The following is a 19,444-nucleotide window of genomic DNA, read 5'->3' as shown; positions in this document are numbered from 1 at the left end:
CCTACAGAGCCTTCCCTTGTGTGGGGTGCGGGGAGAACTTGAACGCCGGGGCCGACAGGCCGCTCCAGGACGCCTCGCGGATCGCCTTCATGGCGAGCTTGCGCTGTGCCGCGTCCATCCGGTCGATGAACAGCACGCCGTCCAGGTGGTCGGTCTCGTGCTGGAAGCAGCGGGCCATCAGGTCGGTGCCCTCCAGGGTCACCGGCTCGCCGTGCATGTTGAAACCGGTCGCCACGGCCCGGATCGACCGGGGGGTGGGGAAGGACAGGCCGGGGAAGGACAGGCAGCCCTCCTCGCCCTCCTCGTCGCACTCGGCAGACAGGTCGAGATCGGGGTTGATCAGGTGTCCGAGCTGGTCGTCCACGTGGTAGGTGAAGACCCGCAGCCCCACCCCGATCTGCGGTGCGGCGAGACCGGCCCCGGGGGCGTCCATCATCGTGTCGGTGAGGTCCTTGACGAGCTTGCGCAGCTCCTTGTCGAAGTCCTTGACCGGCTCGGCCGGAGTGCGTAACACCGGGTCGCCGAAAAGGCGGATCGCCTGGATGGCCAACAGGGGTCTCCTCACGCTTCAGGGGATCACCCCAGTCTAAGGGCGCCGGCCGCCCTGCCCGGGCCACCGTGCCGGGCCGTCCCGCCGGACTTCCCGGCGGGGAACGCCGGACTTCCCGGCGGGGAACGCCGGACCGGAGGCGGCCGAGGAGGGGTGGGAACGCGGACCGGGGACGGGCAGGAACGGAGGCCGGAGGCCGGGGTCAGCGGGAGCGGGCCTTCATGGCGGCCTTGCGGGCGGACTTGGCCACCGCGGCGTCGGTGTGCCGGGAGCCCAGCAGGTCCAGGACGGCGATCGTGTCGGGGTGGTCCACCAGGGCCATCTCCTCGACCACGCGCAGCAGGTCCTCGCCGGGTTCGAGCGCGTCGAACTCGCAGATCGCCTCGGAGGCGTCGCCGCTCTCCAGCAGCGAGGCCAGCGAGTCGACGGCGAGCCAGGTGTTGTCGGCGGGCGTGAGCGCGGGCGCGGGCAGGTCCCGGATGTGCAGCCAGGAGGCGGCGTAGCGCCACATCGCCGGCTCCGACAGCGCCTCCCGCAGCGGGGCCTCCGCCTCGGGGCCGAGCTCCTCCAGGATCGTGCCGACCGCGCCGCGCCGCCCGGCCGTGCCGGAGGCGGCGACCTTGACGAGCTCACGGGCGGCGGCCTCGGGGTGACGCGACTCCAGCCAGACGGTCACGGCGCTGGGGGCGGCGGCCCCCTTCATGATCGCCTCGACCAGCTCGGCCGCGCCGAGGTCGGCGAAGACCGCGGCCTCGGCGCCCGTCGGCGCGTCGTGGCCCTCGCGCATCAGGTCCTGGCGGACGGCCCACATGCCGAGCGGGGTCAGCCGGGGCCAGCCGGCCCGCGAGGTCTCGACCAGCCCGCAGTAGCCCAGCAGCTCCAGCGCCGACCCCAGCTGCGCCGGGAGCGCCGCCGCCAGCCCCCGCATCTGGGCGGGACGGGCCCCGCAGGCGACCTGGTGGGACTGCAGGATGCCCTTGACCAGGGTCGCGGCGGACAGGCCCTCGCGCACCGCGTACAGGGTGGCGAGCATCTCGGCCAGGTGGTCGTCGATCAGCTCGGAGCCGGTCAGGTCGTCGTCGGCGCGGTCCAGGACGTCCATCACGACGCCGTCCCAGAACTCCAGCAGCGCCCCGGCCGGCAGACCGGCCGTGAGCTCCAGCGGGCCGGGGATCACCTGGCCGCGGACGATGCGGAGCATGCCGGTGTTGACCGCGACGACCCAGAGCAGGTGCAGCCGCGCCGGGCCCGGCAGGCCGAGCTCCTCGCACGGCGCGAACGGGTCGGGCAGCAGGCCCTCGGGGGTCACCGGGCGGGCGCCGGTCCAGGCGGCCACCCGGCGGGCGTCGGCCACCAGCGGCACCCGGAGCACGGCCGCGGCCAGCTCGGCGTCCGGGGCGAGGTCGACGGGCGGGAAGCTCAGCGCGTCGCCGCGCGAGGCGCAGTCGCAGCGTGGGGCGGTGACGGACTCCTCCAGGACGGCCGCGCGCAGCTCGCGGGGCGCCGCTCCCAGCTCGTCGACCAGCCTGCGGAGCTCGCCGATGTCGAAGACGTTCCCACTGTTCCCGCTCTTTGCCACCCGTGAAACTTACTGCACTCGCGCCTCACGCATACACGGCTCAGCCGATGGCGCGGGAACGTGCCTTGAACGCCGCCTTGCGTGCCGCCTTGGCCGCGTCGCGGTCCCTCAGCGAGCGTCCGAGCAGCTCAAGGACCTCGACGACGTCGGGGTGGTCGACCCGCCACATCTCCTCGATCACCTGTGACGCCGGGCCCGAGGCCGACATGTTCTCGGCGAACGTGTCGGGGTCGTCCTCGGCCGCGGGCATCGCCAGGGCCAGCATGTCCACGCTCACCCAGAGCGCCTCCTGACGGCTCAGGGCGGGCGCGGACAGCTCGCGCGTGCTCAGCCAGTTGATGACGTGCGGGCGCAGCTCGGCGTCCTCCATGAAGGCGCGTACGGCCTCCTCGGCCTCGGGGCCGAGACGGTCGACGATCGTCACCGCGACGCCCCGGGCGGCGGCGGGCGCGCCGGAGACCGAGCCCAGCAGCTCGGTGGCGGCCCTGGCCGGGTCCCTGCCCTCCAGCCAGCCCGCGATGTCGGCCTCGGCCGCCTCGACGGGCATTCCCGACAGCAGTCCCTCGATGAGCTCGGGCGCGTCGGCGGCGGTCAGGTCGGCCGCCTCGGGCGCCTCGATGCCCAGGTCGGTGTAGAGCTCGCGCAGCCCCCACAGGGCCAGCGGGGTGAGCCGCAGGGTCTCGGTGGCGGGCTCGGCGATCCCGCAGTAGGCCAGCCTCCGCACGGCCTCGGCGAGGTCGATCTCGCCGTCGCCCTCCTGGGCCAGGCCGATCTCCTCCAGGTAGTCCTCGACGAGGGGCACCGGCACGGGCGCCTGGAGGCGGTAGAGCATGTCGCACAGGCCGTAGAGCTCCTCGTCGAGCGAGGCGTGGCCGGTCACCGCGCCGCCGGTGTCGGTGTCCACGACGAACTCGATCGTCGCGGCCCACACCTCCAGCGGGTCGAGGTCCTCGCCGTCGAAGATCGCGGTGCCCTCGACCTCGACCAGGCCGGTGTGGACCGCCAGGTCCCACAGCAGGGCCGGGTCGGCCACGGCGAGCTGGGTGACCGCCTCGGCGGCGTCGCGGACCCGCAGGCGCCCCTTGACGGTCGGGGTACGGCCCCCGGCGAGCATCCACTGCACCAGCCTGCGCGCGTCGGTCAGCAGCGGCACGCGCGGCACGCCCACGGCGAGCGTCTCGCGGGGCGCCAGCCGCACCGGCGGCAGGGGCGAGCAGCCGGGGCACTCGCAGTGCTCGACGGCGGGCTCCTCCTGCACCGCCGAGACCGACAGGACCGCGTCCTGCTCCAGGGAGTCGGCGCCCATCGCGCTGAAGAGGCTCTTGGCCATGCCGAACCGGGAGGTGTCGGCCAGGGCGATGGGCATCTCGGGCTCGATCCGGTCCAGCACGCCGCGCATCCGGACGGCCATCTTGCCGCCGATCTCCTCGGTCGCGAGGAGGAAGTCGACCAGGGTGCGGGCGGCGGCGACCGTCTCGGCGGCGCTCTCCGGAGGGGCGATGACCTTGCGCGGGTAGATGTTGAGCAGCAGTTCCTCGAAGGCGACGGGCGTGAAGTCACCCAGTTCGTTCACGTCCAGATAGTCGCTGGCGTAGTCGCAGAGCAGCCGCACCTCGTCGACGTCAACGTCGAGGCCGTGCGCACGCCCCCACGCGCGCAGGTCGTCTACGGCCCGATTCACCCATTCGATCGACACAGGGGAAAATTAACGGCTTACTGCCAGCACCGCGAATCGGGGAAACGCCTCAAATCACATCCAGGGGGTCAATGCATACCTTGACCACCTCCGGAGCCTTGCGCGCGGAACGCACTCCCACGGCCCCTTTCAGCGCCGCCGCCAGCGCCGGCCCGAAGTCCGGCGCGATCCGCACCATGGCGCGTTCCCGCACCTGATCGCCCCTGGAGGAGATCACGGGGACGGGACCGAGCACCTGTGCCCCGGGGGGCAGGGCGAGCTCCGCGAGCATTTCCCTCACCGCCCCGGGAGAGCCGGTGAGCGTCGCCATCTTCACCGCCGGGGGGAAACCGAGTTCTGTCCTGTCGGCCAGTTCCCGCTCGGCATGGGTGACCGGGTCCCAGCGCAGCAGCGCCTGCACCGAGGGCAGCGAGGAGTCGGCCAGCACGACCAGCTCGGCCGAGGGCCGCAGCAGCGCCGCCGCGTTCATCCACCGCCGCAGCGTCTCCTCGCCGGCCCGCAGGTCGGGCCGTCCCAGCAGCGCCCAGCCGTCCAGCAGCACCGCGGCGGCGTAGCCGTCCCGGGGCACCGGCTCGGCCCCCGGGGTGGCGACCACCAGGGCCCGGCCCGGGCCGACCGTGGCGAGCACCCCGTCCCTGCCCGACGTCCTCACCGGCACCGAGGGGAAGGCCCGTCCCAGCTCCTCGGCCGTGCGGCGGGCGCCGACCACCTGGGCCCGCACCCGGGCCCCGCCGCAGGAGGGGCAGCGCCAGTCGGCCGCGATCCGGCCGCACCAGCGGCAGTAGGGCGAGACGTGACCGGCGCGCAGCGCGAACGGGCCGCCGCAGTGCCCGCAGCGCGCGGGTGCCCGGCAGCTCTGGCAGGCCAGGGCGGGCATGTACCCCCGCCGGGGGACCTGCACCAGCACCGGCCCGCTCTCCAGCCCGGCGCGCAGGGTCCGCCAGGCCAGGCTGGGCAGCCGCGCGGCCCTGGCCGCCTCGTCCCTGGCCAGCTCCGCGTCCTCCCCGGCCGGCCGGACCTTGGGCGCCCTGGCCCTGACGGTGGCGCGGGCCGCGACGACGGGACCGGCCCAGCCGGCCGCGATGAGCCGGGTGGCCTCCGCGGTGCGGGCGTGGCCCCCGATGAGCAGGCCGGCGCGCGCCTGGTGCGCGCGCAGCGCCAGGACCTCCCTGGTGTGCGGGTAGGGGGCCAGCCGCTCGGAGTGCAGGTCGTCGCCGTCGTCCCAGACGACGGCCAGCCCCAGGTCGGCGACCGGGGCGAACGCCGCTCCCCTGGTGCCCACGACGACCCTCACCGTGCCCCGCAGCACCCGCAGCCACCGCCGGTAGCGCTCGGCGGGCCCGAGATCGGCGGTCAGCGCCACGTGCGCGCCGGGCCCCAGGGCCTCGCTCAGCGCCGCGTCGGCCAGGGTGACGTCCTTGCCGTCGGGCAGGACCACCAGCGCTCCCCTGCCCCCTCGCAGGACCTCCCGTACGGCCACCGCGACCGCCTCGGGCCACTGCGGGCCGCGCTCGGTGGTCCCGGGCAGGGCGGTCCACACGGCCCGGGGCGAGTCCCCCCGGGCCAGCGCCGCCAGGAACGCCTCGCCCTCGCGGTAGTCGGCCCAGGGCCCGGGGTCGGCCGGGGGGGCGGGGTCGGCCGGGGGGGCGGGGTCGGTTCGAGGGCCGGTCCCGACATCGGCCTCGGGATCCGTTCCAGGGCGGATCCCGGGATCGGATTCAGGATCGGCTCCGGGGCCGGGCTCGAGATCGGCCATACGATCGGCTCCGGGGCCGGACTCCGGCGCGGATTTCTCCTCGTCGCGCACTCCGGGCGTGTCGCGATCCTCGGCCTCCACCCGGGCGTGCCGGGGCGGGACGGCCAGGCGCAGCACGTCGGCCATGGTCCCGGCGTAGCGGTCGGCCACCGCGCGGGCCAGCGCGACGATCTCCGGGGTGAGCACCGGCTCGGCCGAGACGACCCGCTCCAGGCGGGCCAGCCTGCCCTGGTGCCCGGTGCTCTCCGCCCGTTCCAGCAGGAACCCGTCGACCAGCTTTCCGGCGAACCGGACCCGGACCCGGCAGCCCGGCACCGCGGAGGCGTCCAGCGTCTCCGGGACCAGGTAGTCGAACGGCCGGTCGAGGTGCGGCAGCGGGGTGTCGACGAGGACCCGCGCGACCGGCGAGGCCGCGGCGAGCTCCGGCACGCCCCTGCCGGCCCGCGCCGCGTCGAGCTCCGCGAGCTCGGCGGCCCCGGTGCGCACCGTACGCGCCGCGAACGCCGCGAACGCCTTCGACGTCACGGACGTCACGGGCGGCACGCGCTCGCGTACGGCGTCGAGCGGCAGCAGCGCGCCGTCGTCCTCTGCCGGGCCGGTGTAGGTCACCGAGCGCCTACAGGTCCTTCGGGGTGGGGCACCTACGGGTCCTTCGGGGTGGGGAGGGGAACGCGGGACGATCCCGAATCCTAGTCTCCGGCCGCGCCGGTCAGGTCACCTCGCACGCCCCGCCGTCACCGCCGCAGGGCGAGGACCGGGGACGCCCCGGCCGCGGAGCGCCGGAGGTGTTGACAAAGAAGATCAGCGCTAACACCATTCAACTATTCATTTAGTGAAAGGGTGCTTTGTGTGATCGAGTTCCGTCTGGACCGCGGGTCGGGGGTGTCGACGTACCTCCAGCTCGTCCACCAGGTCAGGCAGGCCCTCCGCCTGGGCGCGCTGCGGCCCGGCGACCGGCTGCCCACCGCCCGGGAGGTCGTCGAGGCACTGGCGATCAACCCCAACACCGTGCTCAAGGCCTACCGCGAGCTGGAGCGCGAGGGCCTGGTGACGGGCAGGCCGGGGCTGGGCACCTTCGTCCAGCGCTCCGTCGGCGGCGCCCGGCTCGCCGGCCACACCGCGCTGCTCCGGGATCTGGAGGAATGGGTGGGGCGGGCGCGCGCGGCCGGTCTCGACCGTGACGACATGGAGGCGCTGTTCTCCACGGCGACGGCCGGCCACCTGCGGGAGGGGACGGCATGAGCGACGCGCTGCGGACGACCGGCCTGGGGGTGCGCTACCGCCGCACCTGGGCGCTGCGCGACTGCTCGCTGGCCGTCCCCTCCGGCCGGGTCGCCGCCCTGGTGGGTCCCAACGGGGCGGGCAAGACCACGCTGCTGCACGCGATCGTCGGGTTGCTGACCCCGGACGCCGGGACGATCGGCGTCGCGGGCCAGGTGGCCTTCATGGCCCAGGACAAGCCGCTGTACGACACCTTCACGGTCGCCGAGACGCTCACCTTCGGACGGAGGCTCAACCCCACCTGGGACGACGCCTACGCCGTCACCCGCCTGGAAGGGCTGGGCATCCCGCTGGAACGCAGGGTCACCGGCCTCTCGGGCGGGCAGCAGGCCCAGGTCGCGCTCACCGTCGCGCTGGCCAGGCGCCCCGGCCTGCTGGTCCTGGACGAGCCGCTGGCCAGTCTCGACCCGCTGGCCCGGCACGACGTCATGCGCGCCCTCATGATCGCGGTCGCCGAGGCCCCCGAGGCCGCCGGGCGGCCGCTGACGGTCCTGCTCTCCTCCCACGTCGTCGCCGACCTGCGCGACACCTGTGACTGGCTCATCGTGATCAACGGTGGCCGGGTACAGGTCAGCGGCGACATCGACGACCTGCTCGCCGGGCACCTGGTGCTGACCGGACCGGCCGATCTCGCCGGCACCCCGCCGGCCGGGAGCCGGGTGGTCGAGGCCGGCCGCACCGGCAGGCAGGCCCGGCTGCTGGTGCGGGGCGCGTCCGTGCCCGACCCGCGCTGGAGCGCCCGTCCCGCGGACCTGGAGGAGCTGGTGATGGCCTACCTCCGCAGCCCCGACGCGGCCGCGCTTCCCGCCCCCGCGGGGGTGAGGACGTGATCTGGCTGACCTGGCGCCAGCACCGGGCGCAGATCGTCGTCACCGGCGGCCTGCTCGCCGCCCTCGGCCTTCTCCTGCTGGGGTCGGCGGTGGAGGCCAGGCTCCACATCTCCGAGCACGCGCCGCCCGGCTGCCCGGGAACGGCCCCCTCCTGCTGGGACCTGGCCAGAGCCCTCGGTGACCGCTACGACGCGATCTACACGATCTTCGGCTGGCTGCCGATCGTCGCCCCCGCGCTGATCGGCGCGTTCTGGGGCGCGCCGCTGCTGGGCCGCGAGTACGAGCGCGGCACGTACCGGCTGGCCTGGACCCAGTCGATCTCCCCGCGCCGCTGGCTGACCGTCAAGCTCGCCGTACTGGGCACCCTGGTGGTCGTCGCCGGGCTGCTCACCTCGTTGATGATCAGCCTGTGGCGGCCGGTCTTCCGGCAGGACGTGTTCGGCAACGTCGGCGTCTTCAACATGGTGGGCGTCGCCCCGGCGGCGTGGTGGCTGTACGCCTTCATGCTGGGCACGGCGGCCGGGGCGTTGCTGCGGCGCACGCTGCCGGCGATGGCGGTGGTCGTGGCCGTGGTCTCGGTGACGACGTTCACCCTGTTCGGCCTGAGCGAGCACTACGCCGAACCGGTGCGGACCGTGCTGCGGGACACCACCGTTCTCGCCGACCCCGACGCGCGGCTGGTGAGCGGCGCCTGGGTCGATCCCTCCGGGAGGGAGACGGCGGCCGCCCCCGCGGGGGTCTGTTCCCGCCCGCCGGACGCCGGGCGGAGCAACCGCAACCAGGAGGCCCACGAACGGTGCCTGTTCGGCAAGGGCTACCGCTACGCGGTCTACCACCATCCGCCGTCGCGGTTCTGGCGCTTCCAGTGGACCGAGGCCGCCCTCCTGACCGCCGGATCGCTGGTCCTCGCGGGCGTGACCGTCCACCGCACACTCCGGCGCAAGGGGTGAGTCTTCCCCGCCGCATTAGTAAATGAACGTTCTTTTACAAACCTGTTCCGGGACGGTAGCCTTCCCGGGACACCGTTTGTGAACGTTCGTTCAGTAACGGGCGGGAGCGGAAGGAGCCGAGGAGACCGCGCACCACCGGCGGTCCCTCTGACGCGCTCCGGTCACACGTTCCCCCGGGGAGGAGAGCCATGGCACGGCCGCGTACCACCAGCGACGAGGCGATCCTGCGGGCCGCCGGACGGGCGATCGGCGCTCACGGGCCGTCCGGCCTGACGCTGGCCGCCGTGGCGGCCGAGGCGGGGCTGTCCCCGGCCGCGCTCGTGCAGCGGTTCGGATCCAAGCGCGGCCTGCTGCTGGCCTTCGCCGAGCGGTCCACCTCCGGCACCGGGGAGGTCTTCCGGCGGGCACGGGGGCGGCACGCCTCCCCTGTCGCGGCCCTGTACGAGGCCCTGACCGAGCTGGCCTCGACCATGCGGACGCCCGAGGAGGCGGCCAACGGCCTGGCCTTCCTGCAACTCGACCTGACCGACCCGGAGTTCCGCGAGCACGCCGTCACCCAGGCCCGCCGGATGCGGGAGGAGATCACCGGCCTGCTCGCCGAGGCCGCCTCCGGGGGCGGGCTGAAGGGGGACGCCGATCCCGTACGGCTGGCCCGCACGGTCCAGGTCGCCTACAACGGCGCGCTCATCCTGTGGGCCCTGACCGGCGAGGGCGACCTCGCCCGCGACCTGCGCGCCGACCTCGACCACCTGCTGCGCCCCCACCGCCCCGACCACACCGACACCCTCGACACCGGCACCCCCGACGACCCCGACGACTCACCAAGGAGATTCACACCATGACGTCCCGGCCACCGTTCACCGTGTCGGTGTTCATCGGCACCAGCCTGGACGGCTTCATCGCCCGCCTCGACGGCGACATCCACTGGCTCACCAGCCGGGGAGAACAGGCCGGAGACATGGGGTACGAGGAGTTCGTCGCCGGGATCGACACCGTCGTGATGGGCCGCGTCACCTACGAGACCGCCCTCGCCTTCGGCGTCGGGCACTGGCCGTACGACGGCATGCACGTGGCGGTCCTGAGCACCCGCCTGGACACCGGCGCCGACCCCCGCGTCACCGTCCACCGCGACCTCGACGGGCTGGTGCGGGCCCTGACCGAACGCGGCACGAAGAGCGTCTACGCCGACGGCGGCCAGGTCGTGCGGTCGTTCCTGCGCGCCGGGCTGGTGGACGAGCTGACCGTCACCACGGCCCCCGTGCTCCTGGGAAGCGGCCTGCCCCTCTTCGGCCCCCTGGACGCGGACATCGCGCTCGCCCACCGCTCGACCACGGTCCACGCCGCCGGTTTCGTCCAGACCACCTACGCCGTGGAGCGCGAGGACCAGGACACCTGACCCGAAGGGCGACGGTGACGGCCGGGCCGAGAGAACGGGCGGCCGGGCCGAGAGGGCAGGCGGGCGGGCCGAGAGGGCAGGGGGAGCAAGCGAACGCGTATCCGCCTGCGATCGGAGTTCCTACAGTGGGAGGCGCGGACCACCTGCCGGGAGGACTCACCTGTGACAGCGACATCCCCGACCCCAGCGGGAAACGGACCGCATCCGGATGATTTCTCCGGAATCGACCCGGAGGCGATGGAGACGTTCATCGCGTCGATGGAGCAGGCGCGGAGAATCCTGCGCGAGCAGATCCCGGCAGTCTCGCGGGCGCTGTCCGCGGCGGACGTCGACCGTTCCCGGATCCCGCACCTCAGGGAGATCGAGAACTGGCTGGAGGAGGAGATCCCCCGGCTGCGCGGGCGCAACGAGATGATCCGGGCGGCCGAGCTGGCGGCTCGCTGGGACATCGGCGCGAACGGTCCGGGCTCCTGGGGTGTCCCCTCGCCCGGGGGCGGCGGGCTCGTGGCCTTCGACGAGAAGCGCTTCGCGACGTACAGCACCGCCAGGGCCGAGGGAGGGAAGCTGGCCGAGTCCTTTCTCCGTCTGCCGCACACGACCACGCGCTTCAGCGAGGACGACTACGGCCGGGTCTTCGGCGAACTCACCGAACGGCGGGACGACGCCGCCTTCACCTCGGCGTTCTTCTCCGTCGTCGGCCCGGGAAACACCGTGCGCGTTCTTCGCGAACTGAACAACCGTGACGTCGAGTCCCTCAGGGAGAACGCGAAGACCCTCGGGACGGCCCTCGCGGGCGCGGTGACGCGGCAACCGGGGGTGCTCGGCACGGCCTGGGAGCCCGAGAGCCTCCGCAAGGTCCCCTCGGACGACCTGGGTCTGCTGCTGGGCCACGGCAGGTTCCCGACCGGCTGGCTCGCCGCGGTCGTCGGCCCCCGGATCGGCAAGTCCGCCGGGAAGGACGACTCGAAGGGCGGGGCCGGGAAGTCCACCGGGAACGGCGGCTCGAAGGGCGGGGCCGACGAGTTGAAGCACCTTCTTCCCGCCCTGGCCGACAACCCCGAAACGGCCAGGACCCTGTTCAACGACATGCGGCCCGAGGACCTGCGCACACTGTTCTCCGAGCTCAACGCGCAGGTCTCGCTCTACCCGAACGACCATTCCGAGATCGCGTTCGACCTGGAGGCGGAGTTCGGCCGGATGCTCGCCGCCGGGGCCGGGGTGTTCGAGAAGCGCTCCCCCGGTCCCGAGGCGGTGAGGTTCGCCTTCAACGTCATGACGACCGTGGGAGACCTGCGGACGCGCGGCGACTTCCGCCGTCCGGAGGGAGAGCCGACGGAGGTGGCGCCGGGCGCGAGGATCTTCATGTCGATGCTCGCGGGCGCCTACGCCGCCGAGATCACCGAGGGCGCCAACGCCGGGGACGCCAACCGCACCATGGGCAGCGCCCTGGAGAAGACCACCTCCCTCACCGCCGGACTGCATCCGAAGTTCCGCCTCAGCCCAGGCGACACCTACCGCTTCCTCAAGATCTTCGCCGACTCCGCCGAGCGTATGAAGCCGTTCGAGGCGGGAATGGGCAGGCTCGCCGTGCACCTCATGAACGAGGCCGGCGCCAAGGACCGCGGGTCGGGCATCAAGCACCTTGGAAACACCTTCGCGAGCCTGGGTTACGTATCCGGCATGCAGCTCGCCGCGGCGAACGAGGTCCGGGGAAAGATGGACGAATTCGACCAGGAGCAGAGGGACAGGCTCTTCTTCCTGCTCGGCCTGGGGGTCGACTTCGCGGGTTTCGGGGCCACGGCCCTGGGCCTGGTCGTGACCTCGTTCGACGACGCGGTCTGGTTGATGCTCAGCAAACCCACGAGCGAGACCATCGACTCGTTCAAGGACATCGACACGACCCGCCTGGACAGACTCAAGGAGAGCGACAGACTGGCCACCCTCGGACGCGAGTACTGGATCTTCCACCTGCTGAGGCACCACGGGTTCTCCTACACGGTGCCCCCGGACGATCCGGCGTTCGGCCGGCCTCCCATCACCGGGAAGGACGGGAACCTCCTCCCGTTCAAGGACCTCGCCAAGAATCCGAAGGCGTTGAAGAACCTGGCGGACTGGTTGATCCGGAACGGCTCGGGAAGTGGCGACCTGAGAACGGCCGGAGGAGCCGCCACCCAGCTCGATGTTTTCTTCGGAGGGGCCAAGGACAAGACCCAACACAATCCTGTCCCATTCGGGTGAAGCTGACGTCAGTCGGCTCTCAGACATTCCGTCTCCCCGGACAGAACGAAATTCTTTTCACGGGAGGACGTGGCAACTATTTTGACGTGCGAGTCCTTCTTCACCAGCTCGTCCTTCGGCGTGCCCCAGTCAACGGAAGAAACCTCGTAACCTCGTCTGCCTAGGCCACCGGCCAGCATGTTGAGGGTGTTCACGGAACCGTCAACCCCGGTGGCGTTGACCCCGGCGACAACATACGTTCTCTTCGCCTTCCCTTCTCCGCAGGAGATGTCCCTTCCACCTGCATCCGTCACATCGACGTCCTTCACACTGAGCAGTTTCATCAACCAGTCGATGTCCGCCTTCAACGTCGCCTCCGCTTGGGCCGCTGTCGGACCCGAGGGTTCCGAAGAACACGCCCCCAGAATCAGCACCCCCACGGCAGCGATCACGACCGGCCCGATACAGGTGAAAGCACGGGGCGTCACAGGCTTCTCCATCCATACCGGTCGATGTCATCCGGCTCCAATGATGTCTGACAATCAGGTGATTTTCAGAAGGAGTCCCCGAACAGGTCAGACCGGGATGGACAGCGAGCGTAACCGTTCGTCCAGGTCCCGGACGTGTCTGTTGTCCTCCCAGGGGGCGAGCCGAGCGCGGGTCTGCCGGATGGAGTGAACCAAGCGGACGGAACTGTGCCCTGTGACAATCCTCGCGGCTCTGCCGATCATGGCTGCGGCTGCCGGAACCTCCTGCTTCCCGATCAACGCGGTCGCGTATTCGAGCCGGAGGATGCATTCGGTCCTGGCGGAACCGGAGCCCGTCTTCGCGAGCTTCCGTTCCGCCTCGGCCATCGCCCGGTCGAGACGTCCTGCCTTGATATGGCAGAACACGGCGTGGCGAGCGATGCGATCCGGTTCGAGCCAGAAGAGGTGACGCAGTTCCGTCCCGTTCCGGTGCCCGTCCGCCAGCCTGACGGCGCGGTCGAGCATCCTCAGTCCTTCCTCGTCGCGACGGGTGTTCGACAGCGCCCTGGCGACGATGGAGTACGTCGCCGCCTGCTGAGGGCCACTACCGCTGCTCTTGGCCCACCCCTCGGCCGCGAAGGCATGGTCCATCGCCACGGTGGGCTTGCCCTGGTGAATCGCCATGTCGGCCATCAGACCGTGCAGATGGGCGAGAAGCACGGGATTTCCCAGCTCGTGCGCCGCCGCCAGCCCTTCCGTGTAGCGGCGAGCGGCGTTCGTGTAGTCCAGCAGGTCGTAGTGGCACCAGCCCGTCATGTGGCTCAGGCTCCAGTACACCCGGAGCAGGCGCTCGCGTGCGGCCGGGGTGAGGGACCCCCGTCTGAGGATGTCGTCCACCAGGGCGCGCTTGGCCTCGGCGACCGGCAGGACCCGCCGGGGGCCCGATGCCTCGTCCATGGCCCAGAGGCGGTCGGTGAGCCGTTCCAGGACGTCGATGGTGGCCGCGTCGATCGGGACGCGGTGCCGGGCGGCGGCTGCCAGGCGCTCCCGTTCCGGCGGGGTGAGGTGGCGCAGCAGGCCCAGCGAAGGCGTCCCGCCCAGGATCAGGGCCAGTTCGAAGAGCAGCTCGCGGCGTTTCACGTCGGCCTCCTCTGCGCCGACCGCGCGCAGCAGGTCGGCGCAGCGGGCGGGCGCGGGAACGAGTGGGGGAAGTGCCTCCGTCCCCTTGGTTCCCGGAACGGCCGGAGCGGACACCTGCCGGCGGTGGTGCGGATCGAGGTGGCGGTGGTCCTCGCGGTCGAGCAGGTCGCGGTCGCGTGCCCCGTAGGAGGCGTAGACCTCGTCGGTGACCAGGTGGCGGGCGGTGGTCAGGTAGACGCGGGCGAGGATGGCGACCGCCCCCGCGCCGGGGCGCCGCCCGGCCTGCGGCCAGGACTCGTGGTCGTACAGGCGTGCCGTGCGCAGGCAGGCGGTGCCCGCCGGGTCGAGGTCGTTGTAGGCGGCCACCACGTCGCTCGCGGTGCGGCCGTGGGCGTAGCGGTACAGGCGCAGCGGGCTGACCTCGTGGTCGAGGGCGAACACACCGGCGATCTGGTCGAACGTCAGCGAGCAGGCCCGCAGCGCCTCGCTGCGCCGCCTGCACCCCAGCAGGATCCGGTATCCCTCCGCGGGCATCCTCGCCCCCCTTCCTCGGACACCACGGATCGTACGACGACGGTCACGCAGAATGACGGCCCGATGCGCAACCGCGGATCATCGATCGTTCCGGGACGCGTTCGCCCAGGTGGGAGGGCACGGCGATGGGGTGGTTCGCCGGTCGCCGGGCGGGGGTTACCGCGCGGCCGGGGCGCGCCACCGTGGGGCCGACGACGTTTCCCCGCCCAGAAGCCCGGGAGAGCCCATGACCGCAGCCCACGAGGACGTGGCTCCGGAGTTGATCGACGCGATGGTACGGCTCCGCCCCGGGGGCATGACCTGGCGGCGCACCTTCCCCGGCCGTCCCGACCAGGTGTCCGAGGCCCGGCGTTTCGTCCGGTTCCTGCTGACCGACTCCCCGTTCCGCCAGGACGCCGAGCAGGTCGTCGCCGAGCTCGCCGCCAACGCCGTCCGTCACACCGCCAGCGGGCGCCCGTACGGCACGTTCATTGTCGAGGTCGTCCGACGCCCCGAGGTCACCGGCGTCACGGTCCACGACTCGGGCCTCGGCCCCGTCCCGGCCCTCGCCCACCCCGCCCTTCTCGGCGAGAGCGGCCGGGGGCTCGCCCTGGTCGCCGCCCTCGCCTCCCAGGTCGGCAGCCAGGGCAGCCCCTCCCACGGCCACAGCGTGTGGGCCCGTTTCCTCGCCGTGAGACACCCGACAGGCTAATCGTATACGAGTAGTCGTATTTGACTGCGGTGAAGTAGTCGTGTTTGAGTACTCGCATGAGCAGTACACGACTTTTCATCCTGGGAGCCCTGGCCCGCCGTGGGCCGATGCACGGCTACCAGATCCGGCAGAGCGCCCAGCAGGACCGGACCGAGCTGTGGACCGACATCAAGGTCGGGTCCCTCTACGGGGCACTGCACCGCCTGGAGGCCGAGGGCGTGATCGAGACCGTCCGCACCGAGCAGCAGGGCAACCTCCCGGCGCGGACGGTCTACGCGATCACCGAGGACGGCGCGCTGGAGCTGGAGTCGCTGCGGGAGGCGGCACTGCACGACACCCGCCTGCGGCCCGATCCGGTGGACCTCGCCCTGCAGCTCAGCGCCGACCTGGGCGAGGAGCGGCTCCGGGCCGTCGTCGAGGAACGCCGCCGCAGGCTCGCCGCCGAACTGGAGAGCTGGCAGCGCCTGCGGGAGAGGGCGGCCCCGCACCTCAGAGGTCTCGAACCTCTCGGCTTCGACCACACCCTGGTCCGCCTGCGGGCGGAGATCTCCTGGCACGACTCGCTGCTGGAGGAACTGCCCGCCCTCCTCGGCCCCTGCGGAGCATCCGGGACATCCGGGACATCCGGGACATCCGGGACATCCGGGACGTCCCGGACGCCTTCCGGCGACGCCCCCGAACCGCCTCACGGCTCCCCCCGGTCGTCCCCGAACGACGGAAAACCGAACGACGAAAAACGGAGCGACGGAAAACCGGACGACGAGGAACCGGACCGCAGAGAACCGGACGACCGGAAAGAGACCTGACATGCCCGCCGAAGCGCTCGACGTCCTCGTCATCGGAGGCGGGATCGGTGGCCTGGCACTGGCCCAGGCGCTGCTGCCCTCCGGGGTGAACGTCCAGGTCTACGAGCGCGAGCACGAGGCCTCCGGCTGGGTGCGGGGCTACCGCATCCACCTGAACCAGGCCGGAGCCCGCGCGTTGCACCGCTGCCTGCCGCCCCCGCTGTGGGAGGCGTTCCTCGCCACGTCCGGCCACCCGGGGCCCGGCTTCAGCTTCCGCACCCACCTGCTGCGGGAGCTCGTGTTCGTGGAGGAGAGCCTGATGACCGGCGGGACCCCCGGGGGCCAGTACGCGGTCAGCCGTGCCGTCCTGCGCAGGCTCCTGCTGGCCGGGCTGGAGGGGGTCGTCCACCACGGCAGGACGTTCCGGCGCTACGAGGTGAGGCCGGACGGCAAGGTCGTCGCCTTCTTCGACGACGGGACGCACGCCGTCGGCGACGTGCTGGTCGGCGCCGACGGCGCCGCCTCCCGCGTACGCGGGCAGTACCTGCCCCGGGCCCGCCGCGTCGACACCGGGGCGCTGGCGATCGGCGGCCGTACACCGCTGGACGACCGCACCCGGGCGTGGCTGCCCGGACACCTCGCCGACGGGCTCAACCTCGTCCTGCCTCCCGGCGGGTCGGCCATGTTCACCGCCGTCTTCACCGGCAGGCGGCGGGTGGAGGGCCTGCTGTCCGCCGGACCCGGCGCCGCCGCACCGGCCGGGCCCGGTGTCCGGCCGTCCGGGCCCGATTCCCCGGGTACGGGTCCCGCCGGGCGGGACGCCGGAGCCCCCGCACCGAACGCGGGTCCCGCCGGGCGGGATGCCGGACCCGCCCCGTCGGAAGCGGACCTGGCCGGCTTCGGGCTCGACCTGCGATCGCTGGCCGACGACCTCCAGGACTACGTGCTGTGGGCCTTCATCGCCCGGCGCGGCGCCTACCCCGCCGGAGCAGCCGACCTCGACGGCCACGGGCTGAGGGACCTGGCCCGGACGATGACCTCCGGCTGGCACCCGGCCCTGCGCCGCCTGGTCGCCGAGGCCGACCCGTCGACCGTCCGGCTCATGCCGTTCAGGACCTCGGTCCCGGTGAGCGCCTGGCCCGCCACGACGGTGACGCTGCTCGGGGACGCCATTCACAACATGACGCCCGCGATGGGTTTCGGCGCCAACGTGGCGCTGCGCGACGCCGCCCTGCTGGCCGCCAGGCTGGCGGCCTTCCACCGGGGCGAGGGCACCCTGACCGACGCCGTCGGCGGCTACGAGACCCGGATGCGCCGGTACGGCTTCCGTGCCGTCCGCACCTCGGCGCGACTGGCGAACTTCATGATCTCCGACAGGCCGCTGCTCCGGCGCGGCGCCAGGGCCTGGTTCCGCCTGTGCGACACCCTGCCACCGGTCAAGCGGATGACCTTCGGCGGCACGTGGACCGACACCACGCCGCACGAGACGGAGCCGTCCGCCTCGCGGTAGAGGGTCCCCGCGAACGCGCGACGGCCCCCGTGAGAGGTCTCACGGGGGCCGTCGTCAGGCACGGACGGGAACCGGTTCCGCCCCCGGGACCCCTTTACCGGAGGGCGGGTGCGGGCCGGATCCCGTCACGCCGGGCGGGCATCCTCCGGGGAGGAGGCCGTCCGGGCGGGGGTCAGAGCTCGGCGGCGGCGCGCAGGGCGTCGGCGCGGTCGGTGGCCTCCCAGGAGAAGCCCTCCCGGCCGAAGTGGCCGTAGGCGGAGGTGCCCGAGTAGATCGGGCGCAGCAGGTCGAGGTCACGGATGATCGCGGCCGGGCGCAGGTCGAAGACCTTCAGCACGGCTTCCTGGATCTTGTCGACCTCGGTCTTCTCGGTGCCGAAGGTCTCGACGAACACGCCGACCGGGTGGGCCTTGCCGATGGCGTAGGCGACCTGGACCTCGGCGCGGTCGGCCAGGCCGGCGGCGACGATGTTCTTGGCGACCCAGCGCATGGCGTAGGCGGCCGAGCGGTCCACCTTGGACGGGTCCTTGCCGGAGAAGGCGCCGCCGCCGTGGCGGGACATGCCGCCGTAGGTGTCGACGATGATCTTGCGGCCGGTCAGGCCGGCGTCGCCCATGGGGCCGCCGATCTCGAAGCGGCCGGTCGGGTTGACCAGCAGGCGGTAGCCCTCGGTGTCGATCTCCAGGCCGGCCAGGATCGGGTCGACCACGTGCTCCTTAATGTCGGGAGCGAGCATCTCCTTGAGGTCGATCTCGGCCGCGTGCTGGGTGGAGACGACCACGGTGTCCAGCCGGACCGGGCGGTCGCCGTCGTACTCCACGGTGACCTGGGTCTTGCCGTCGGGGCGCAGGTAGGGAACCGTGCCGTCCTTGCGGACCTGCGACAGGCGCTCGGCCAGGCGGTGGGCGAGCTGGATCGGCAGCGGCATCAGCTCGGGGGTCTCGCGGCAGGCGTAGCCGAACATCAGGCCCTGGTCGCCCGCGCCCTGACGGTCGAGCTCGTCGCCGGCCTCGCCCTCGCGGTTCTCGTAGGCGTCGTCGACGCCCTGGGCGATGTCGGGCGACTGCGCGCCGATGGAGACCGACACGCCGCAGGAGGCACCGTCGAAGCCCTTGTGCGAGGCGTCGTAGCCGATCTCGAGGATCTTCTCCCGGATGAGGCCGGGGATGTCGACGTAGGTCTCCGTCGTCACCTCTCCGGCGACGTGAACCTGACCGGTGGTGATCATCGTCTCGACGGCGACCCGGCTCCTGGGGTCACCCTTGAGCATGGCGTCGAGGATCGCGTCGCTGATCTGGTCGGCGATCTTGTCGGGGTGGCCCTCTGTGACCGACTCGGAGGTGAAAAGACGACGGGACAAGTCAGTGGCTCCTCATGCAGCGGCTGCTGGCGTCTGGGGGCTCTGGCGTCCGCACGACACCAGTAGCGCTTCGCGAAGTCTAGCCTCACCGGTGTCGGCGTCGCGAAACCGTCTCGGATCGTGTCGCGGGGAACCCGGAGCGTGTCGCGGGGGACCCGGCCGGATCGCACCGCGGGAGACCCGGGTCGCCTCGCGGGGAACCCGACCGGATCGCACCGCGGGAAAACCGGATCGCCCCGCGTCGCGGGAAACCGGGCCTGAGCACGTCGCGGGAGACCCGGATCGTCTCACGGGAGATCTCGTACGCCGGCAGGAGCGGGGACGTCATAGATCGGGCAGCGGGTCGGGAGGCAGCGTCTCGGGGGCGAAGATCTCCGCGTCGGCGGCGCAGACCACGGCGGCGTACTCCTCCTCGATCTCGAACACCATCCCGCCGAGCTCGATGGCCGCCCCCGCGGAGAACTCCGGCGGGCCCAGGCGGGTGCGCCGCGCGTGGGTGGCGTACACCGAGACCGGCGCGTCGCGGTCGAAGAAGCGGGTGGCGAGCACCCGGATGGTGCGGTCGGTGACCACGATGAGGAAGGTCGCCATGCCCGGCGCGCCCACGGAGAGCGCCGGCAGGACGTAGTGGATCTGCTCCCCCGGGGGGAGCAGCGCTCGGCATCGTGCTCTGACCGCGGCGGTGACCGGCATGATCGGGAC

The 19,444-nt window shown here is 72.4% G+C and carries 17 protein-coding genes; 9 read left to right on the top strand and 8 right to left on the bottom strand.

Annotated features, from left to right (window positions below; translation table 11 throughout):
* Position 1: 1 nt before the first annotated feature.
* From def to ACLQ2R_RS24740, 4 genes are all read right to left on the bottom strand, one after another.
* Positions 2-550, bottom strand: coding sequence for a peptide deformylase (gene def, locus ACLQ2R_RS24755; protein ID WP_425962925.1), 549 nt, complete (start codon positions 548-550; stop codon positions 2-4).
* Between the two features lie 202 nt (positions 551-752).
* Positions 753-2,129 carry a hypothetical protein gene (locus ACLQ2R_RS24750; RefSeq protein WP_425962924.1) on the bottom strand — a complete coding sequence of 459 codons (1,377 nt, stop codon included), beginning with the start codon at positions 2,127-2,129 and terminating at the stop codon, positions 753-755.
* A 40-nt stretch (positions 2,130-2,169) separates the two neighbouring features.
* Positions 2,170-3,810: a hypothetical protein gene (locus ACLQ2R_RS24745; RefSeq protein ID WP_425962923.1), complete on the bottom strand. Its 1,641-nt coding sequence runs from the start codon at positions 3,808-3,810 to the stop codon at positions 2,170-2,172.
* A 64-nt stretch (positions 3,811-3,874) separates the two neighbouring features.
* Complete coding sequence (locus ACLQ2R_RS24740; RefSeq protein WP_425962922.1) at positions 3,875-6,190, bottom strand: primosomal protein N'; 2,316 nt, start codon at positions 6,188-6,190, stop codon at positions 3,875-3,877.
* 240 nt (positions 6,191-6,430) lie between these two features.
* On the opposite strand from ACLQ2R_RS24740, the gene ACLQ2R_RS24735 reads away from it, so the two are divergent.
* The 6 genes from ACLQ2R_RS24735 (at position 6,431) to ACLQ2R_RS24710 (ending at position 12,276) form a co-directional block, all read left to right on the top strand.
* Positions 6,431-6,823, top strand: coding sequence for a GntR family transcriptional regulator (locus ACLQ2R_RS24735; RefSeq protein ID WP_425962921.1), 393 nt, complete (start codon positions 6,431-6,433; stop codon positions 6,821-6,823).
* Positions 6,820-7,692: an ABC transporter ATP-binding protein gene (locus ACLQ2R_RS24730; RefSeq protein ID WP_425962920.1), complete on the top strand. Its 873-nt coding sequence runs from the start codon at positions 6,820-6,822 to the stop codon at positions 7,690-7,692. Before ACLQ2R_RS24735 ends, ACLQ2R_RS24730 begins: the two co-directional genes overlap by 4 nt.
* Positions 7,689-8,642 (top strand): ABC transporter permease subunit, encoded by a 954-nt coding sequence (locus ACLQ2R_RS24725; protein WP_425962919.1) that lies wholly within the window; start codon positions 7,689-7,691, stop codon positions 8,640-8,642. The genes ACLQ2R_RS24730 and ACLQ2R_RS24725 overlap by 4 nt, the downstream gene beginning before the upstream one ends.
* Positions 8,643-8,830: 188 nt before the next feature.
* Positions 8,831-9,484, top strand: coding sequence for a TetR/AcrR family transcriptional regulator (locus ACLQ2R_RS24720; protein WP_425962918.1), 654 nt, complete (start codon positions 8,831-8,833; stop codon positions 9,482-9,484).
* Positions 9,481-10,038 carry a dihydrofolate reductase family protein gene (locus ACLQ2R_RS24715; RefSeq protein ID WP_425962917.1) on the top strand — a complete coding sequence of 186 codons (558 nt, stop codon included), beginning with the start codon at positions 9,481-9,483 and terminating at the stop codon, positions 10,036-10,038. Before ACLQ2R_RS24720 ends, ACLQ2R_RS24715 begins: the two co-directional genes overlap by 4 nt.
* Positions 10,039-10,275: 237 nt before the next feature.
* Positions 10,276-12,276 carry a hypothetical protein gene (locus ACLQ2R_RS24710; protein ID WP_425962916.1) on the top strand — a complete coding sequence of 667 codons (2,001 nt, stop codon included), beginning with the start codon at positions 10,276-10,278 and terminating at the stop codon, positions 12,274-12,276.
* A gap of 8 nt (positions 12,277-12,284) precedes the next feature.
* Here the strand turns inward: ACLQ2R_RS24710 and ACLQ2R_RS24705 are convergent, their stop codons facing one another.
* Both ACLQ2R_RS24705 and ACLQ2R_RS24700 read right to left on the bottom strand, forming a co-directional pair.
* Positions 12,285-12,707 carry a hypothetical protein gene (locus tag ACLQ2R_RS24705; protein WP_425962914.1) on the bottom strand — a complete coding sequence of 141 codons (423 nt, stop codon included), beginning with the start codon at positions 12,705-12,707 and terminating at the stop codon, positions 12,285-12,287.
* A gap of 123 nt (positions 12,708-12,830) precedes the next feature.
* On the bottom strand, positions 12,831-14,396 hold the full coding sequence (locus ACLQ2R_RS24700; RefSeq protein WP_425962912.1) for a hypothetical protein: 1,566 nt from the start codon (positions 14,394-14,396) through the stop codon (positions 12,831-12,833).
* 226 nt (positions 14,397-14,622) lie between these two features.
* Here ACLQ2R_RS24700 and ACLQ2R_RS24695 point away from each other — a divergent pair, with 226 nt between their 5' ends.
* Genes ACLQ2R_RS24695 through ACLQ2R_RS24685 form a run of 3 tightly spaced genes read left to right on the top strand, consistent with a single transcriptional unit; the run spans position 14,623 to position 17,382 of the window.
* Positions 14,623-15,087, top strand: coding sequence for an ATP-binding protein (locus ACLQ2R_RS24695; protein WP_425962910.1), 465 nt, complete (start codon positions 14,623-14,625; stop codon positions 15,085-15,087).
* 56 nt (positions 15,088-15,143) lie between these two features.
* The gene (locus ACLQ2R_RS24690) at positions 15,144-15,893 is read left to right on the top strand and encodes a PadR family transcriptional regulator (RefSeq protein WP_425962909.1); all 750 of its coding nucleotides are present in this window, start codon (positions 15,144-15,146) and stop codon (positions 15,891-15,893) included.
* 1 nt (position 15,894) lies between these two features.
* Positions 15,895-17,382, top strand: a complete 1,488-nt coding sequence (locus ACLQ2R_RS24685) for an FAD-dependent oxidoreductase (RefSeq protein WP_425962907.1) — start codon at positions 15,895-15,897, stop codon at positions 17,380-17,382.
* Positions 17,383-17,554: 172 nt separating this feature from the next.
* Here the strand turns inward: ACLQ2R_RS24685 and metK are convergent, their stop codons facing one another.
* Together metK and ACLQ2R_RS24675 are read right to left on the bottom strand one after the other, a co-directional pair.
* Entirely contained in the window at positions 17,555-18,742 is a 1,188-nt protein-coding gene (gene metK / locus ACLQ2R_RS24680; protein WP_425962905.1) for a methionine adenosyltransferase, read from the bottom strand.
* Between the two features lie 324 nt (positions 18,743-19,066).
* Positions 19,067-19,435, bottom strand: coding sequence for a hypothetical protein (locus ACLQ2R_RS24675; protein ID WP_425962903.1), 369 nt, complete (start codon positions 19,433-19,435; stop codon positions 19,067-19,069).
* Between the last annotated feature and the right edge of the window lie 9 nt (positions 19,436-19,444).

This window comes from Streptosporangium sp. DT93 (genome assembly GCF_049844535.1).
GTDB lineage: Bacteria > Actinomycetota > Actinomycetes > Streptosporangiales > Streptosporangiaceae > Streptosporangium.
This window is presented reverse-complemented; position numbering and strand designations above follow the sequence as displayed.

Bases quoted from the DNA above. Each gene is read 5' to 3' on its own strand.
- ACLQ2R_RS24730 (WP_425962920.1), top strand. From the start codon at position 6,820: ATGAGCGACGCGCTGCGGACGACCGGCCTGGGGGTGCGCTACCGCCGC.
- ACLQ2R_RS24720 (WP_425962918.1), top strand. From the start codon at position 8,831: ATGGCACGGCCGCGTACCACCAGCGACGAGGCGATCCTGCGGGCCGCC.
- ACLQ2R_RS24715 (WP_425962917.1), top strand. From the start codon at position 9,481: ATGACGTCCCGGCCACCGTTCACCGTGTCGGTGTTCATCGGCACCAGC.
- ACLQ2R_RS24710 (WP_425962916.1), top strand. From the start codon at position 10,276: ATGGAGACGTTCATCGCGTCGATGGAGCAGGCGCGGAGAATCCTGCGC.
- ACLQ2R_RS24700 (WP_425962912.1), bottom strand. From the start codon at position 14,396: ATGCCCGCGGAGGGATACCGGATCCTGCTGGGGTGCAGGCGGCGCAGC.
- ACLQ2R_RS24695 (WP_425962910.1), top strand. From the start codon at position 14,623: ATGACCGCAGCCCACGAGGACGTGGCTCCGGAGTTGATCGACGCGATG.
- ACLQ2R_RS24690 (WP_425962909.1), top strand. From the start codon at position 15,144: ATGAGCAGTACACGACTTTTCATCCTGGGAGCCCTGGCCCGCCGTGGG.
- ACLQ2R_RS24685 (WP_425962907.1), top strand. From the start codon at position 15,895: ATGCCCGCCGAAGCGCTCGACGTCCTCGTCATCGGAGGCGGGATCGGT.
- ACLQ2R_RS24675 (WP_425962903.1), bottom strand. From the start codon at position 19,435: ATGCCGGTCACCGCCGCGGTCAGAGCACGATGCCGAGCGCTGCTCCCC.